The sequence below is a fragment of the Sedimentitalea arenosa genome (assembly GCF_016428585.1).
GTDB lineage: Bacteria > Pseudomonadota > Alphaproteobacteria > Rhodobacterales > Rhodobacteraceae > Sedimentitalea > Sedimentitalea arenosa.
Window position 1 is genome coordinate 217,389 of the sequence record NZ_JAELVR010000003.1, and the last position, 17,012, is coordinate 234,400.

The window sequence follows — 17,012 nt, forward strand, 5'->3', positions numbered from 1 at the left end:
ATGATCCGCCTCGCGTCGATTTTATATTCGATCATCGCCACGTCGCTGGCGGGCACGTTCATCATCGTCGCCCTGACGGCGGGGTATGATACGCTGGTGCCGATCCTGATCGCCGCCGCCGCAGGCGCGTTGCTGGGCCTGCCGGTGGCCTACCTTGTGGCGCGCAAGCTCTATGACGGGCAGGTCAGGCCCTGAGGAACGTCCTGAGCGCGGCTTCGAACTCGCGCGGCTTCTCGGCGTGGAGCCAATGGCCCGCGCCCGGCAGCTTGGCAAAGCGGGCCTGGGGAAATAGGGCGCGGATGCGTGCCCGGTGTTCCTGCTTCACATAGTCGGACTCGGCTCCCGCAAGAAACAGCGCCGGCCCATCCCAGTGGGCATCGATGTCCGGGAAGGACATGATCCTCGGCATCTCCTCGGCCAGGACGTCGAGATTCAGCTTCCAGGCGCGGCCGGGCACATCCAGGGACTGGGTGAAGAAGCTCTGCAGCGCGGGGTCGATCCCCTGCGCGGCGAGCTGCTTTTCGGCGTCCGAACGGCGCGTGACGGTGTCGAGGTGGACGGATTTCATCGCGGTGATGAAGTGCAGTTGCGAATGCGTGTAGTCGACCGGCGCGATATCGGCCACGACCAGCCGGCGCAGCGCCTCCGGGTGGCGCAGCGCCAGCATCATCGCCGCCTTGCCCCCCATCGAATGGCCGACAACGTCCACCGGCCCACCGATATCGGAAATCACCTCGGCAAGGTCGTCGGCCATCTCGGGATAGTCGTGCCGCGGCGACCATGGGCTGTCGCCGTGATTTCGCATGTCCACGGCGACGACCCGCCGGCTGTCGGAGATGCGGCGGGCGATGACGCCCCAGTTGCGGGCCGAGCCGTAGAGGCCGTGCGCGATCAGCAGCGTCGGCAAGTCGGTCGGGGTTCCGTGGGTGATCTTGTTCAGCATGCAGATGTCATAACTTCCATGCGGAGCCGCGACCAGACCCATTGAGCCCGCCCGCCCGGGACGCTAAGTCTCGACCAAGGAGACCCGCCGTGACCGAAACCGATGCCATCCGGACCGAGATCCGCCAGACACTGGACCTGCTGCGCACCAAGCTGGGCGTGCGCGGCACGTCCGCCGAACGGGCGCTGTCGCGCAGCAAGCGCCTGCTGCCGTCCTGGGCCAAGGGTGCGCTGGCGGAGCTTGCCCGGGCCGAGCAGGTGCTGGATCATCCCAGGCTGAGCCTGACGCTCGACCGGGCCGCGCTGTCGCGCTCGGCAGGTGAGTTGCGTGCGCATTTGAAGACCATCGACGTGGCCGACAGGCGCAAGGGATGGTGGCTGGGGATGCTGGGCGGCCTGTCCTTCAACCTGATCGCCTTCACGGCGCTCTTGATCGGGGTGCTGGTCTGGCGCGGATTTCTCTGACGCGACCCACGTTTTTCAGGCCCGGCGTTGTGTGCGCCGGGCCGTTTCGTGATCAGAGGTTCGGGTAGATCGGAAAACGTTGGCAGAGGTCGGCGACCTGGGCCTTGACGCGGGCTTCGACCTCGGAGTTGCCGTCTTCGCCGTTTGCCGCCAGCCCGTCGACCACCTCGATGATCCAGTCGGCGATCTGGCGGAACTCGGCCTCGCCGAAGCCGCGGGTGGTGCCCGCCGGGCTGCCGAGGCGGACGCCGCTGGTCACGGTCGGCTTTTCCGGATCGAACGGCACACCGTTCTTGTTGCAGGTGATGTGCGCGCGCCCCAGCGCCTGTTCGGTCGCATTGCCCTTCACGCCCTTGGGGCGCAGGTCGACCAGCACCACATGGGTGTCGGTGCCCTTGGTTACGGTGTCCAGCCCGCCCTTGATCAGCCGGTCGCTCAGCGCCTGGGCGTTGGTGATAACCTGTTGAATATAGGATTTGAATTCCGGCCGTAGCGCCTCGCCGAAGGCCACCGCCTTGGCCGCGATCACGTGCATCAGGGGGCCGCCCTGGATGCCGGGGAAGATCGCCGAGTTGAACTTCTTGGCCAATCCTTCGTCATTCGTCAGGATCATGCCGCCGCGCGGCCCGCGCAGGGTCTTGTGGGTCGTGGTCGTGGCGACATGGGCGTGCGGGAAGGGGCTTGGGTGTTCGCCCGCCGCGACGAGGCCAGCAAAATGCGCCATGTCCACCAGCAGCCAGGCGCCGACGCTGTCGGCGATCTCGCGCATGCGGGCAAAATCGATCTGGCGCGGGATGGCCGAGCCGCCGGCGATGATGAGCCTGGGCTTGTGCTCGGCGGCTAGGGCGGCGACCTGGTCGTAGTCCAGCCGGTTGTCCTCCCGGCGCACACCGTATTGCACGGCGTTGAACCACTTGCCTGACTGGTTCGGCGCGGCGCCGTGGGTCAGGTGGCCGCCGGCGTCCAAGGACATCCCGAGGATGGTGTCGCCGGGCTTGAGCAGCGCGGTGAAGACACCCTGGTTGGCCTGGCTGCCGGAATTGGGCTGCACGTTGGCGAACCCGCATGAAAACAGCTCGCAGGCGCGCGCAATGGCGAGGTTTTCGGCGATGTCGACGAACTGGCAGCCGCCGTAGTAGCGCCGTCCGGGGTAGCCCTCGGCATACTTGTTGGTCATCACCGAGCCCTGCGCCTCCATCACCGCCGCCGAAACGATGTTCTCGGAGGCGATCAGCTCGATCTCGTCACGCTGCCGCCCAAGCTCCGCCCCGATCGCCCCGAATATCTCGGGATCACGGCTGGAAAGCGGTTCGGTGAAAAAGCCTGTGTCGGCGGCGTCTCGGTGGGGGGCGTTCATTCGGCACTCCTGTCGCAGGGCAAGGGGGTCTGGCGGATTTCCTATCGGAAACCGGACCATGCGAAAAGCCGATAAAGCGACCCAACGGGCGCGCCGGCCGGCATGACTGGTCAACTGGGGAAAGGTGTGGTTGTTTCGGAACCGGATGCGCAATACCGGAAACCCGATCTCATGACATTACGAATTGCGTTCATGGCCAGCGAGGCCCCGGTGGCGCAAACGGCGCGCGCGGCCTTGATCGGGCGCTACGGGAATGTCGCGCCGCGCGATGCGGATGTGATCGTCGCGCTGGGGGGCGACGGATACATGCTGCGCACGATGCATGCGACGCAGGCGCTGTCGGTGCCGGTCTATGGCATGAATCGCGGCACCATCGGATTCCTGATGAACGACTACAGCGAAACCGACCTGATCGAGCGGCTGGGCGCGGCCGAGGCCGAGGTCATCAACCCGCTGTCGATGCGGGCGATGGACCAGGCCGGGGAGGAGCACCACGCGCTGGCGATCAACGAGGTGTCGCTGCTGCGTGCGGGTCCACAGGCCGCCAAGCTCAAGATCACCGTTGATGGCCGGGTCCGGCTGTCCGAACTGGTCTGCGACGGGGCGCTGCTGGCGACCCCGGCGGGTTCGACCGCCTACAATTATTCCGCCCATGGCCCGATATTGCCGATCGGTGCGGATGTCCTTGCGTTGACGGCGATCGCCGCCTTTCGGCCCCGGCGGTGGCGCGGGGCGCTTCTGCCCAAGACCGCGCGGGTGCGGTTCGACGTGCTCGAGGCGGACAAGCGCCCGGTGATGGCGGATGCCGACTCGATCTCGATCCGCGACATCGACTGGGTCGAGATCCGCTCCGAGCCGGCGATTTCGCACCGGATTCTCTTCGATCCGGGCCACGGGCTCGAAGAGCGGCTGATTTCCGAACAATTCACCTGATTTTCGCGGACTGTTCGCGCTCTGAACCGGCTTTTTGGGAAAAAAGTCCGCTGATCTGCACCTTTCTTTCATCTTGTGTGAACAAGCTTACAGAGAAGGGGGTGCCGACGTGGCATGTTGACCTCATTGAAGGCAAGCCATTTGAGCCTCGAAGATCGAAACATTCAGAGTTGTGTAAAGAGTGATTTGGTACGGAAGTCGGGCGCAGGGGAAACCCTGCGTCCGCGCTTCTTTTTTCCGGGAGGCTCAACCACCCGGCCGGGTCAGGAAATCGCCCGGTCGCGTCCGTCCCAGTAGGGTTTGCGCAATTCCGTCTTCAGCACCTTGTTCGCCCCGGAGAGCGGAAATGGCTCGGTGCGGAATTCATAGCTGCGCGGGCATTTGAACCCGGCGATCAGGCCATGGCAATGCGCCGACAGCTCCTCCTCGCTGGCCTTGGCGCCGTCCTTCAGTATCACCACCGCATGCACGCTCTCGCCCCAGGTGTCGCTGGGAATCCCGATCACGGCGCTGGTGGCGACGGCCGGATGCTGCCCCAGCGCGTTTTCGACCTCGGCGGAATAGACATTCTCGCCACCCGAGATGATCATGTCCTTGATCCGGTCCATCAGGAACACGAAGCCGTCCGCGTCCATGTAGCCGGCGTCGCCCGTATGCACCCAGCCGTCGCGCAGGGTCGCGGCGGTCACCTCGGGCCTGTTCCAGTAGCCGAGCATGGTGATCGGCCCCTTGACGGCGATCTCGCCGACCTCGCCGGTGGGAAGCTCAGCGCCAGTATCGTCCAGGATCCGGATCTCGCACACCCGGGTGGCGCGTCCGGCCGAGCGCAGCTTGCCGGCGTTGGGGCCGTCCAGAACGTGATACTCGGCACCGAGGATCGTCGCCACGGGGCTGAGCTCGGTCTGCCCGAAAGCCTGCACGAAGCGCGCGTTGGGAAACAGCGCGAACGCCTTCTTCAGCGTCGCTTCGGTGATCGGCGATGCGCCGTAGGCGATGAGCCGGATCGAGGAGATGTCGGCGTCGGCCAGTTTCGGGCTCTGCATCACCATCTGCAGCATTACCGGCACCAGCAGCACGTGGCTGGGCCGGTGCGTCTCGATCGCTGCGAGCGTCGCGTCGGGCGTGAAGGCGGGGATCACCACATGGGTGCCCGCGACGACCGTGACGGCGACAAACCAGAGCAGGTCCGCGATGTGGAACATCGGCGCGGCGTGCAGGTAGATGTCGCGATCCGACAGGTGCAGTTCGCTGACGTTGGACATGCCGCCGACATAGAAATTGGTGTGCGACAGCATCACGCCCTTGGGAAAGCCCGTGGTGCCGCCGGTATAGAAGATCCCCGCCAGATCATCGCCGCCGCGCCCGGACTCCTCCACCGCGTCGGCCTGCGACAGCAGGGTTTCATAGCTCAGCATGCCCTCGGGCGTATCGCCGTCACCGCAATGGACCAGTGTCGTCAGGCCCGGCACCTCTTCCGCTATCTGCGCGACGGACGGTGCGAAAGCGTCGTCCACCAGCAGGATTCGCGCTCCGGCATCGTTCAACGCATAGGCGCATTCCTTCGGCGACCAGCGGACGTTCATCGGCATCATCACCCCGCCGCCCCAGAGCACGGCAAAGAAATACTCTATGAAGCGATCCGAGTTCAGCGACAGAAGCGCGACACGGTCGCCCTCGGCCATGCCCAGCCGCTGCAGCGCCCCGGCCAGTTTCGCGACCCGCGTCTGCAACGCGCGCCAGCTTTGGGAGCGATCCGCGAAGATCGTCGCCTTGCCCTCTGGGTTGATCTGCGCGGCGCGGCGCAGGATTGACGTCACTTGCATTGCTTGATCCCTCCCCGTTGTCGGTCCTTTCGGCCGGTCTCAGCCCATCCGCGCCCAGAGCGTGTCGCAGACCGTGCCGAGACGGTTCTCGATGGCGACGCAGGCATCGACGATCAGATCCTCGCGCCAGCGACGGCCCACGATCTGCACGTTGATTGGCTGCGGTCCGTTCGGCAACTCGGCCAGGCGGGTCGGCAGGCAGCCCGCCGGCAGCCCCATGAAGTTCATCGAATAGGACCAGAGCGCCGAGCCGAGTGCCTCGCGCACGCCCTCGGCGCCTTCAGTGTCGCGATCGGGCCCGAAGAAGGGCTGCGGCAGGAAGGGTGACAGTACCAGCGGGGTGTCCTCCAGCAGCAGCGACCATTCGCGGGCGAACTGGCTGCGCTGCGCCATCGCCCGCAGCAACGCATCCCCGGTAAAGGGTGGAAACTCCTCGAAATAGGCATCGAACACCGCGTTGATCGCGGGCGAGCCGTTCTGTCTGACGTCGGGTTCCATCAGGGCGCGGACCTCGCCCATCAGCGCGCGATAGCCTGTCCGCGCGGCCTCGCGCAGGTTCGGCGGGTCGATCGGCACCACCTCGTAGCCCGCATCGGCAAGCGCGTCACGCGCCGCCTCGAGCGCCTGCGCCACATCGGGATGCAAGTCGAAGCCCGGGGTCTCGGTGGTGAAGCCCACCCGGATCGGGCCGTCGAGCGCCGCGCCGCGCCACGGCAGCGGAACGTGGAACGGGTCGCGCGGATCGGGCGCGATGGCGGCGGGCATCGACAGGTGCAGATCGGCGGCGCTGCGCGCGATCAGGCCCTGCACCGACATCGCCTGCGCCAGCATCCCGCGCTCCTCCTTCTGGCTGGGGTTCCAGGCGGGGATGCGCCCCAATCCCGGCTTGACGGTGACCGCGCCATTCGCGGCGGCCGGGAAGCGCAGGCTGCCGCCGATGTCGTTGCCATGGGCCAGCGCGCCGATCCCGGCCATAACCGCCGACCCCGCCCCGCCGGACGAGCCGCCGGGCGAGATGTGGTCGCCCCATGGGTTGCGGGTACGGCCATGCAGCGGGTTGTCGGTGTCGGCGCGAAAGGAGAATTCCGGCGTGTTGGTGCGCCCGATCACGATGGCACCCGCCTGCTTGAGGTTGCGCACGATGGGTGCGTCATCCCGGGCGATATTGTCCTTGAGCGCGGGCAGGCCGTTGCTGGTGGCATGACCTGTCTGGTCGACATTGATCTTGATCGTGACGGGCACCCCGTGCAGCGGACCCGCGGGCGTGTCGCGCGCATCCAGCGCCTGCGCCTCGGCCAGCGCTTCGCCGCTCAGGTCCTCGACCACCGCGTTCAGGTGCGGGTTGACCTCGCCCATCCGCGCCAGCGCGGCCTCGGTGGCCTCAACGGCGCTCAGCCGGCCTTCGCGGATCGCGTTGGCGGTTTCGGTCGCGCTCCATTGCCATACGGGTCTGTCGGTCATGCGGTGTCCTCCCTTTGGCCGCAGCCTATCCGCACCGACCACCGGCGCAAGCAAAAGGTAGGGCCGCCGCCGCAGTCGGGGATTGTGCCATGGGGCGGGCGGTCTAGGATGGTGGCACCGTTCAGAGGAGACCCTTCATGGCCTATTACAAATCCATCCGGGACTATCCGCCGGGACGCAGCGCGCCGGGGCAGAGCGGCTGGATCGCGGATGGCCTGTTGCGTCTGCGCGCCGACCTCGCGGTGCAGATCCGCGACACCCGCCGGTCCAATTCGCTGATCGTCGGCTCCTGGAACATCCGCGCCTTCGACGGCGGCCGCAGCCGGCTGGACGAAAGCTATCACTACATCGCCGAGATCATCGATCATTTCGACATCTGCGCGGTGCAGGAGATCAAGCCCGATCTGGGGCCGCTCAAGCGTCTGGTCGGCCTGCTGGGCGGAAACTGGGACTATTTCGTCACCGACGTGACCGCGGGCGACAGCGGCAACGACGAACGGATGGCGTTTCTCTACAACAGCAACCGGGTGCGGTTCCGCAACCTGATCGGCGAGGTCGTGTTGCCGCGCGACTCGCTGATCGAGGGCGACCAGATCGCGCGCACCCCCTTCTTCGCGTCGTTCCAGGCCGGCTGGTTCCGCTTCACGCTCTGCACCGCGCATATCCGCTTCGGCGACGACCTCGGGCTCAGGGCGCGCGAGATCGCGGCGCTCGCCGATATCCTCGCCCGGCGCGCCAGGGACGAGGGCGAGGTCTATGTGCTGCTCGGAGACATGAACATCGAAAGCAGCGACGACGCGATGATGGCCGCGCTCAAGACGGCGGGTTTCCTCGTGCCGGATTTCGGCCCGACCAATCTCGGGGGCGACAAGCTGTTCGACCATATCGCGTTTTCGGGGCAGGGCACCGAAACGCGCCTGCTGCGCAAGGGCGCGTTCGATTGGCGGCGGTCGGTGTTCCGCCCCCAAGACATGGCGGCCTACGAGCAGATCGCCCGCGATATCCGCGACAGCCCGGACACCGGCAAGCCCTATGCGAACTGGGCGCGCACCTATCCGGGCTGGACGACGCACGAGATGTCCGATCACCTGCCGATCTGGATCGAGATCGAGGTGGATTACTCCGACGAATTCCTCGCCGGCATCGCGGCGGAGGCCGGGGCGTGACCCGGCCCCGCGCCCTTATTTGGCATAGCCGATGGTCTGCAGGGCCGTCTTGATCTCGTCGAGGATCGCCGGGTCATCGATGGTCGCCGGCATCTTGAACTCTTCGCTGTCGGCGATCTTGATCATGGTCGCGCGCAGGATCTTGCCCGATCGGGTCTTGGGCAGTCGATCGACCACCACCGCCAGCTTGAAGGCGGCCACGGGACCGATCCTGTCGCGCACCAGCTTGACGCATTCGGCGGTGATCTCGCCCTCGGGCCGGTTGACCCCCTTGGTCAGGCACAGGAAGCCCACCGGCACCTGGCCCTTGAGCTGGTCGGTGACGCCGATCACCGCACACTCGGCCACGTCCGGATGGCTGGCGAGAACCTCCTCCATCGCGCCGGTCGACAGGCGGTGGCCCGCGACGTTGATGACGTCATCGGTGCGCGCCATGATCCACAGGTAGCCATCCTCGTCCTTCATCCCGGCATCGCCGGTTTCGTAGTAGCCGGGGAAATGGTCGAGATAGGATTTCCGGAACCGCTCCTCGGCGTTCCAGAGGTTCGGCAGGGTGCCCGGCGGCAGCGGCAGCTTGATCGCGATGGCGCCCAGCTCGCCCGGTTTCATCGGGTGGCCAGCCTCATCGAGGATCTGCACGTCATAGCCGGGCATGGCGACCGAGGGGCTGCCGATCTTGACGGGAAGGGGATCGATGCCCATCGGGTTGGCGGCGATGGCATAGCCGGTTTCGGTCTGCCACCAGTGGTCGATCACCGGCACGTTCAGGATCCGCTGCGCCCATTCGATGGTGTCGGGATCGGCCCGCTCGCCGGCAAGATAGAGCGTCTTGAGACAGGACAGGTCATAGGGCTTGGTGAACTTGCCCTCCGGGTCCTCGCGCTTGACCGCGCGGATGGCCGTCGGGGCGGTGAAGAAGGACTTGACCCCGTGTTCGGAAATCACCCGCCAGAAGGTGCCGGCATCCGGCGTGCCGACCGGCTTGCCTTCGAACACGATCGTCGTGTTGCCGTGGATCAGCGGCCCGTAGCAGATATAGGAATGGCCGACGACCCAGCCGACATCTGAGGCGGCCCAGAACACGTCGCCGGGCTCGACATTGTAGATGTTCTTCATCGTCCAGTTCAGCGCCACGAGATGCCCGCCGGTGGCGCGGACCACGCCCTTGGGCGCCCCCGTGGTGCCCGAGGTATAAAGGATATAGGCCGGGTGATCGCCTTCGACCGGAACGCATTCCGCCGGGTCGACGCCATACTGAAAGCCGTGCCAATCCACGTCGCGGCCCTCTTCCAGGTATGCGACCTCCTGTTCGCGCTGGAAGATCACGCAGAAGTCGGGCTGGTGCGTCGACAGCTCCAGCGCGCCGTCCAGCAGCGGCTTGTAATGCACCACGCGCCCCGGCTCGAGCCCGCAGGAGGCGGCGATGATCGCCTTGGGCTTGCAATCGTCGATCCGCACCGCCAGCTCGTTGGCCGCAAAGCCGCCGAAGACGACCGAGTGCACCGCGCCCAGGCGCGCACAGGCCAGCATCGCTTCCAGCGCCTCGGGCACCATCGGCATGTAGATGATGACGCGGTCGCCCTTTTCCACCCCCTTGGCGCGCAAGGCCCCGGCCAGCGAGGCGACCCGGCTGCGCAGTTCCGCGTAGGATATCTTGTGCTTGGTCTGGGTGATCGGGCTGTCATAGATGATCGCGGTCTGTGCGCCCCGGCCCGCTTCGACATGGCGGTCCACGGCGTTGTGGCAGGTGTTCACCAACCCGTCGGCATACCACGTGTAGAGCGGCGCATTGTCCGCGTTCAGCGCACGGGTCGGAGCCTTGACCCAGTCGATGGCTTGGGCGGCCTCCATCCAGAAGCCTTCCGGATCCTGCTTCCATCTCTCATAGGTCTCGGCATAGCTCATGGACTGTCCTCCTTCGTGGTCCTGTGATCGTGTAAGGGAGTGACGTGACGTCAGACAAGACAGTTACCGATATCAGCGGCAGAAGGACGCAAGAATTTGCAGAAATGCCGTGGCGGCGCGTGCAAATTTTTGCAAACATCCAAAAAATATGCCGATTTCTGTCTCGTCCGTGGCGGGTTTGCAAAGTTTGGCGGTCTGGATGCAAATCGCGTGTCACCGACTCGGGTCGCCGGTCGCGGTCGCCGCCGGGACACCGGAACACGGATGAAAAACGACATCGCGGTCGAAATCGCGACAGCGCGACTCGGGGTCGCCGTGGCATGGGAGAGGGGCGAGAGGCGTGGTGCCGATCGCATTGCAAAAAAAGGGTTGTTGCCATGGGCGACAAGAAGGCGAAGCCGTCCAAACCAGGCGCAAAGCCGATCAAGAAATAGGCCATTTGACGTGCCGATCCGCCACATGCCCCTCGCATGTGGCGGTATCGTTTTCAGCCGTAATGCGCGACCGGCGTGCCCGCGATAGCCGCCATGTTCAGCAGGCCGCGCGCGGTGATCGAGGGCGACACGATATGCGCGTTGTTGCCCATGCCCATCAGGATCGGACCCACCTCCAGCCCGTTGGCCTTGGCCTTCAGGATATTGCGCACACCGCTCGCGGCATCCGCATGGGCAAAGATCAGCACGTTCGCCGCGCCCAGCAGACGTGAATTCGGGAAGATGCGGGCGCGCAGTTCCGGGTCCAGCGCCACGTCGAGGTTCATTTCGCCTTCATAGACGAAATCGCGCGGGCGGCGGTCCAGGATCGCGATCGCGTCGCGCAGACGTTCGCCCGACCCGCCGGTCTGGTTGCCGAACTGCGATTGCGAGCAGAAGGCGATCTTGGGTTCCAGTCCGAAGCGGCGCACATGCCGGGCCGCGCCCTCGGCGATCTCGGCCAGCTGTTCGGGGTTGGGGCGCTGATGCACATGGGTGTCGGCGATGAAGAGCGGCCCGTCCTCGAGGATCATCAGCGACAGCGCGCCATGCGGGCGCAGGGCCGAGGTGCCGAGAATCTGGGTGATGTATCCCAGGTGCCAGCGGTACTCCCCGAAGGTGCCGCAGATCAGGCTGTCGGCTTCGCCGCGATGCACCATGATCCCGCCGATGGCGGTGGTGTTGGTGCGCATGATCGCCTTGGCGAGGTCCGGTGTCACGCCGCGGCGTTCCATCAGCGCGTGGTAGCTGGTCCAGTAGTCGTAGTAGCGCGGGTCGTTTTCCGGGTTCACCAGCTGGAAGTCGCGCCCCGGCCGGATGTCGAGCCCGATGCGTTCGCAGCGCGCCTCGATCACCTCGGGACGGCCGATCAGGATCGGCGTCTCGGTGGTTTCCTCCAGGATCGCCTGTGCCGCGCGCAGCACACGCTCGTCCTCGCCCTCGGCGAACACGATCCGGCGGCTGGCCATGCGGGCGGCCTCGAAGACCGGGCGCATCAGCAGCGCCGACTTGAACACGCTCTGGTTCAGGCGCTCGCGATAGGCGTCCAGATCGTCGATCGGCCGCGTCGCGACACCGCTGTCCATCGCCGCCTTGGCGACAGAGGACGACACGACCCCCACGAGGCGCGGGTCGAACGGTTTGGGGATCAGGTAGTCGGGGCCAAAGGTCATCTGCTCGCCGCTATAGGCGGCGGCGGCTTCGGCGCTGGTCGTGGCGCGGGCCAGCTCGGCGATGCCCTCGATGCAGGCCAGCTTCATCGCGTCGTTGATCTCGGTCGCGCCCACATCCAGCGCGCCGCGAAAGATGAAGGGAAAGCACAGCACGTTGTTGACCTGGTTGGGCACGTCGCTGCGCCCAGTGGCGATGATCGCGTCGGGCGCGACCGAGCGCGCCAGTTCGGGCTGGATTTCCGGGTTCGGGTTCGCCAGGGCGAAGATGATCGGCTTCTTGCTCATCCTGGCGACCATGTCGGCGGTCAGGATGTCCGCGCCGCTCAGGCCCAGGAACATGTCCGCGCCCTCGATCACCTCGTCCAGCGTGCGCTTGTCGCTGGCCTGGGCAAAGATCGCCTTGTGCGGGTTCATGTCCTCGGTGCGGCCCTCATAGACCAGCCCGTGAATGTCGCAGAGCCAGATGTTCTCGCGTTTCGCGCCCATCTTCACCAGCATGTTCAGGCAGGCGATGCCCGCCGCGCCGCCGCCGGTGCTGACGATCTTGACGTCGGCCAGCGATTTCCCGGCCACCAGCATGGCGTTCTTGGCAGCCGCGCCGACGACGATGGCGGTGCCGTGCTGGTCGTCGTGGAACACCGGGATGTTCATCCGCTCGCGGCAGATCTTCTCGACGATGAAACAGTCCGGCGCCTTGATGTCCTCGAGGTTGATCGCCCCGAAGGTCGGGGCGAGCGCACAGACGATATCGGCCAGCTTCTCCGGGTCGGATTCATCCACCTCGATGTCGAAACAGTCGATATTGGCGAATTTCTTGAACAGGACCGCCTTGCCTTCCATCACCGGCTTGCTGGCCAGCGCGCCGATATTGCCCAGCCCCAGAACCGCCGTGCCGTTGGTCACGACGCCGACCATGTTCGCCTTGGTGGTATAGCGCGCCGCCATGGACGGGTCGGCCTTGATCTCGAGACAGGCCTCGGCCACGCCCGGCGAATACGCTCGCGACAGGTCGCGCCCGTTGGCCATCGGCTTGGTCGCGCGGATTTCCAGTTTACCGGGCTTGGGATGCTCGTGATAGAACAATGCGGCCTGGCGCAGCGTCTGGTTGTCGGACATGGCCCGAACTCCTCGTGAAATTTAGTTGAGCCTTAAACTAACTGACGTCGCGGAAACAACATCGAAAATGCCGAAAGGTCTTTCAGTCGTTTGCTTGCAGAATCCCGATCCGGCCTGCACTCTTCGCGAAAAACGGACGGGGAACAGATGGCCGACACCATAGCCGAAATGCGGCTTCCGACAAACGAGTTGCGCGACGACATCCCGTTTTTCACCAAGGTTCTGGGAATGCGGCTCGACATGATCTATCCGGCCGACGACCCGCAGACGGCGGTGTTCTCGGGCCACGGGCTGCGGTTGCGCGTCGAGAAGGGCGCGACCGAACACCCCGGCACGATCCGCATCCTCACGGACGATCCGCTGGGTTTCGCCGGCGGCGCCACCGCGCTGACCGCGCCCAATGGCACGAGGGTCGAGATCGCCGAGCGCAACCCGCCGCTGGTTCTGCCGCAAACGCTGCATTCCTTCGTGGTGCGCCGCCTCGCCGACCAGGCCCCCTGGATCATCGGCCGCGCCGGGATGCAATATCGCGACCTGATCCCCGACCGGTTGGGCGGCTCGATCATCGCCAGCCATATCCGGATTCCCGATGGTGGCCCGGTGCCGGACATGGTGCATTTCCACAAGGTCGGGTTCCAGCTGATCTTCTGCTATCGCGGCTGGGTCGACGTGGTCTACGAGGACCAGGGCCCGCCGATGCGCCTGACCGCCGGCGACTGTTTCGTCCAGCCGCCCGAGATCCGCCACCGCGTCCTTCTGGCCAGCGACAATGTCGAGGTGATCGAGATCGGCGTGCCCGCGGAACACGTCACCGAGATCGATCACGAGATGGAGTTGCCCACGCCGCACCTACGCCCCGATCGCGAATGGCAGGGGCAGAAATTCGTCTTCAACCAGGCCAGGAATGCCGACTGGCGGCCCTTCCGCCTTCCCGGCTTCGTCTGCCGCGATACCACCATCGCCGCGAACACGCGCAACGTGGCCGGGGTGCAGGTCGTGCGCCGCGCGCCGGGCGCGCCTGTCTGGGCCAGCCATGACAGCGACATCCTGTTCACCTTCGTGATGGAGGGCAGCGTCACGCTCGAAGGCGAGGGCCGCGATCCGCAGCGGCTGGAAACCGGCGATGCCTTCGTCATCCCGCCCGGCATGAAGACGCGCCTCAGCGCGGCGAGCGCGGATGTCGAACTGCTCGAAGTCGCCCTTCCCGGCGATTTCGCAACCGAACTGGAGACCGCATGAGCCTGAAAGACGCCGCCGAGCGCGCCCGCCGCAACGCCTATGCGCCCTATTCTAACTTCAAGGTCGGCGCGGCGATCCGCGCCGCCTCGGGCGCGGTCCACATGGGCTGCAACGTCGAGAACGTGGCCTATCCCGAAGGCACCTGCGCCGAGGCCGGGGCCATCGCCGCGATGGTGCTGGCCGGCGATACCGCCGTGGCCGAGGTCTATGTCATCGCCGAAAGCCCGGTGCCGGTCTCGCCCTGCGGGGGCTGCCGCCAGAAACTCGCGGAATTCGGGGCGGGCGACGTGCGCGTGACCATGGCAACGACCGACGGGGCCGAACAGGTCATGACGCTGGCCGAACTGCTGCCCGGCGCCTTCAACACCGATCACATGCGCCGGGACTGACCCGATGGATGCCCGCGCCATCATCGCCAAGCTGAGGCGCCGCGAGGCCCCAGATGCGGCCGAGATCGCGTGGTTCGCCGAGGGCCTGGCCGATGGCACGGTCAGCGACGCGCAGGCCGGTGCCTTCGCGATGGCCGTCTGCATGGGCGAACTGGGCGAAGCGGGGCGCACGGCGCTGACGCTGGCGATGCGCGACAGCGGACAGGTTTTGCGCTGGGACCTGCCCGGCCCGGTGGTCGACAAGCATTCGACCGGCGGGGTGGGCGATTGCGTCTCGCTGGTGCTGGCCCCGGCGCTCGCCGCCTGCGGGGCCTACGTGCCGATGATCTCGGGCCGCGGGCTCGGCCATACCGGCGGCACGCTCGACAAGCTCGAAGCCATTCCGGGGGTCGCGACCTCGGTGCCGCTCGACCGGCTGCACCGGATCGTCGCCGATGTGGGCTGCGCCATCGTCGGCGCCACCGCCGAGGTCGCCCCGGCGGACAGGCGGCTCTACGCGATTCGCGACGTGACCGCGACGGTCGAAAGCCTGGACCTCATCACCGCGTCGATCCTGTCCAAGAAGCTGGCGGCGAACCTCGATGCGCTGGTGCTCGACGTCAAGCTGGGCAGCGGCGCCTTCATGAAATCGCCCGATGCCGCGCGCGCCTTGGCCGAGGCGCTGACCAAGACCGCCAATGCCGCCGGCTGCCGCACCACCGCGCTGATCACCGACATGGATCAACCGCTCGCCCCGGCGCTGGGCAACGCGCTCGAAGTGGCCGAGGTGATGCGGGTCCTGACCGGGCAGGCCGAGGGGCCGCTGCTGCATCTCACGGCGGCGCTCGGTGGCGTGGTGCTGGCGGATGCGGGGTTGGTCGACGACGTGCAGGACGGGGCCGATCGCGTGGTCGCCGCCGTGCGCGACGGCCGCGCCGCCGAACGGTTCGGCCGCATGATCGCCGAGCAGGGCGGCCCGCTGTCCTTCACCGCCGACTGGGCGCGGTTCCTGCCCGAAGCGACCGTGATCCACGAGGTCGCGGCCCCCCGCGACGGCCATGTTGCGGCCATCGACGGCGAGGCGCTGGGCCTGGCCGTGGTCGCGCTGGGCGGCGGGCGGCTGGTCGAAAGCGACGTGATCGACCCGGCGGTCGGCCTGTCCGGACTCGTGCGGCTCGGTCAGACGGTGCGGCGCGGCCAGCCGCTGGCGCTGGTCCATGCCGGGCGCGAGGACGCGGCGCAGGCGGCGCGCGCGGCGGTGCTGGCCGCGATCACCCTGTCGCCGCAGCCGCCCGCTCTGCCCGACCTCATTCATGAAAGGATCGGCTGATGGCGCGCGCGTTTCTCGTGGTGATGGATTCCGTCGGCATCGGCGGCGCGCCGGATGCCGGGCGCTTTTTCAACGGCAGCGTGCCCGATACCGGCGCCAACACCGTGGCCCATATCGCCCAGGCCTGTATGGCCGGACAGGCCGAGCACGGCCGCAGCGGCCCGTTGCACCTGCCCATTCTCGACGCGCTCGGGCTGGGGGCCGCGGTGCGGCTGGCGTCGGGCGCTGCGACGCCGGGTCTGGGGGCGACTCCCACCGGCCTCTGGGGGGCCGCGACCGAGGTGTCGCCCGGCAAGGACACGCCCTCGGGCCATTGGGAACTGGCCGGCGTGCCGGTGCCCTGGACCTGGCACTTCTTTCCCGACACGCACCCGGCCTTTCCCGAACGGGTGAGCGCCGCGATCGCCAGCGCGGCGGGCACCGACGGGATACTGGGCGACTGCCACGCCTCGGGCACCCAAATCATGGACGATCTCGGCGCCGCGCACATGCGCAGCGGCTGGCCGATCTGCTACACGTCGGCGGATTCCGTGCTGCAGATCGCCGCGCATGAAGAGACCTTCGGCCTCGACCGCCTGCTCGCAGTCTGCAAGGCGGTCGCACCGATGCTGCACGAGATGAAGGTGGGCCGGGTGATCGCGCGCCCCTTCATCGGCACCGCGGACACCGGCTTCACGCGCACCGGCAACCGGAAGGATTTCGCCATTGCCCCGCCCGCGCCGGTCCTGACCGACTGGGTGCAGCAGGCCGGCGGGCGGGTCCACGCGCTCGGCAAGATCGGCGACATCTTCTCGATGCAGGGCATCGACGAGTTGCGCAAGGGCAGCGATGCAGAACTGATGGCTCATCTCGCCGATCTGGTCGACACCGCCGGGCCGGGCAGCCTGACCTTCGCCAATTTCGTCGAGTTCGACAGCGGCTATGGTCACCGGCGCGACATCGCGGGCTATGCCGCCGCGCTCGAATGGTTCGACGCGGCGCTGGGTCCGATCCTGTCGCGGCTGCGCCCGGACGACATCCTGCTGCTGACAGCGGATCACGGCAACGATCCCAGCTGGATCGGCAGCGACCACACCCGCGAGCGCGTGCCGGTGCTGGTGGCGGGCAAGGGAGCCGGGTCCATCGGCCATGTCGCCTTCGTCGACGTGGCCGCCAGCGTCGCACATCACCTCGGCGTTCCGTCGCGCGGGCCGGGGCGCAGCTTTTTCTGACATCGCGCGCGCATCCGGGTTGCAGACCGGGGCGGGCTGGCCCAAAAAGAT

14 protein-coding genes are annotated in these 17,012 nt (G+C 66.8%); 8 read left to right on the forward strand and 6 right to left on the reverse strand.

Features of this window, described 5'->3' with window-relative positions; all coding sequences use genetic code 11:
- The gene (locus JF290_RS05735; RefSeq protein WP_199023805.1) at positions 1 to 195 is read left to right on the forward strand and encodes a CTP synthetase; all 195 of its coding nucleotides are present in this window, start codon (positions 1 to 3) and stop codon (positions 193 to 195) included.
- On the opposite strand, the gene JF290_RS05740 is transcribed toward JF290_RS05735, so the two are convergent.
- Positions 185 to 943 (reverse strand): alpha/beta fold hydrolase, encoded by a 759-nt coding sequence (locus JF290_RS05740; RefSeq protein WP_199023806.1) that lies wholly within the window; start codon positions 941 to 943, stop codon positions 185 to 187. The genes JF290_RS05735 and JF290_RS05740 overlap by 11 nt on opposite strands.
- Positions 944 to 1,032: 89 nt before the next feature.
- On the opposite strand from JF290_RS05740, the gene JF290_RS05745 reads away from it, so the two are divergent.
- Positions 1,033 to 1,407, forward strand: a complete 375-nt coding sequence (locus JF290_RS05745) for a hypothetical protein (RefSeq protein WP_199023807.1) — start codon at positions 1,033 to 1,035, stop codon at positions 1,405 to 1,407.
- A 52-nt stretch (positions 1,408 to 1,459) separates the two neighbouring features.
- On the opposite strand, the gene glyA is transcribed toward JF290_RS05745, so the two are convergent.
- Positions 1,460 to 2,764 carry a serine hydroxymethyltransferase gene (gene glyA / locus JF290_RS05750; protein WP_199023808.1) on the reverse strand — a complete coding sequence of 435 codons (1,305 nt, stop codon included), beginning with the start codon at positions 2,762 to 2,764 and terminating at the stop codon, positions 1,460 to 1,462.
- 171 nt (positions 2,765 to 2,935) lie between these two features.
- Between glyA and JF290_RS05755 the strand changes: the two genes are divergently transcribed.
- The gene (locus JF290_RS05755; RefSeq protein ID WP_199023809.1) at positions 2,936 to 3,697 is read left to right on the forward strand and encodes an NAD kinase; all 762 of its coding nucleotides are present in this window, start codon (positions 2,936 to 2,938) and stop codon (positions 3,695 to 3,697) included.
- A 263-nt stretch (positions 3,698 to 3,960) separates the two neighbouring features.
- Here the strand turns inward: JF290_RS05755 and JF290_RS05760 are convergent, their stop codons facing one another.
- Both JF290_RS05760 and JF290_RS05765 read right to left on the reverse strand, forming a co-directional pair.
- Positions 3,961 to 5,520, reverse strand: coding sequence for a long-chain-fatty-acid--CoA ligase (locus tag JF290_RS05760; protein ID WP_199023810.1), 1,560 nt, complete (start codon positions 5,518 to 5,520; stop codon positions 3,961 to 3,963).
- Between the two features lie 39 nt (positions 5,521 to 5,559).
- Positions 5,560 to 6,981: an amidase family protein gene (locus JF290_RS05765; RefSeq protein WP_199023811.1), complete on the reverse strand. Its 1,422-nt coding sequence runs from the start codon at positions 6,979 to 6,981 to the stop codon at positions 5,560 to 5,562.
- A 137-nt stretch (positions 6,982 to 7,118) separates the two neighbouring features.
- On the opposite strand from JF290_RS05765, the gene JF290_RS05770 reads away from it, so the two are divergent.
- A complete protein-coding gene (locus tag JF290_RS05770; protein ID WP_199023812.1) occupies positions 7,119 to 8,147 on the forward strand; it encodes an endonuclease/exonuclease/phosphatase family protein in 1,029 nt (342 codons plus the stop codon).
- 15 nt (positions 8,148 to 8,162) lie between these two features.
- On the opposite strand, the gene prpE is transcribed toward JF290_RS05770, so the two are convergent.
- Positions 8,163 to 10,052, reverse strand: coding sequence for a propionate-CoA ligase PrpE (prpE, locus tag JF290_RS05775; protein WP_199023813.1), 1,890 nt, complete (start codon positions 10,050 to 10,052; stop codon positions 8,163 to 8,165).
- A 487-nt stretch (positions 10,053 to 10,539) separates the two neighbouring features.
- A complete protein-coding gene (locus JF290_RS05780) occupies positions 10,540 to 12,813 on the reverse strand; it encodes an NADP-dependent malic enzyme (protein WP_199023814.1) in 2,274 nt (757 codons plus the stop codon).
- A 147-nt stretch (positions 12,814 to 12,960) separates the two neighbouring features.
- Between JF290_RS05780 and JF290_RS05785 the strand changes: the two genes are divergently transcribed.
- The 4 genes from JF290_RS05785 to JF290_RS05800 are packed head-to-tail and all read left to right on the forward strand — an operon-like array spanning position 12,961 to position 16,961.
- The gene (locus tag JF290_RS05785; RefSeq protein ID WP_199023815.1) at positions 12,961 to 14,052 is read left to right on the forward strand and encodes a cupin domain-containing protein; all 1,092 of its coding nucleotides are present in this window, start codon (positions 12,961 to 12,963) and stop codon (positions 14,050 to 14,052) included.
- Positions 14,049 to 14,441 (forward strand): cytidine deaminase, encoded by a 393-nt coding sequence (locus tag JF290_RS05790; protein ID WP_199023816.1) that lies wholly within the window; start codon positions 14,049 to 14,051, stop codon positions 14,439 to 14,441. Before JF290_RS05785 ends, JF290_RS05790 begins: the two co-directional genes overlap by 4 nt.
- A 4-nt stretch (positions 14,442 to 14,445) precedes the next feature.
- Entirely contained in the window at positions 14,446 to 15,750 is a 1,305-nt protein-coding gene (locus JF290_RS05795) for a thymidine phosphorylase (RefSeq protein ID WP_199023817.1), read from the forward strand.
- Positions 15,750 to 16,961: a phosphopentomutase gene (locus JF290_RS05800; RefSeq protein ID WP_199023818.1), complete on the forward strand. Its 1,212-nt coding sequence runs from the start codon at positions 15,750 to 15,752 to the stop codon at positions 16,959 to 16,961. The genes JF290_RS05795 and JF290_RS05800 overlap by 1 nt, the downstream gene beginning before the upstream one ends.
- Positions 16,962 to 17,012 lie beyond the last annotated feature (51 nt).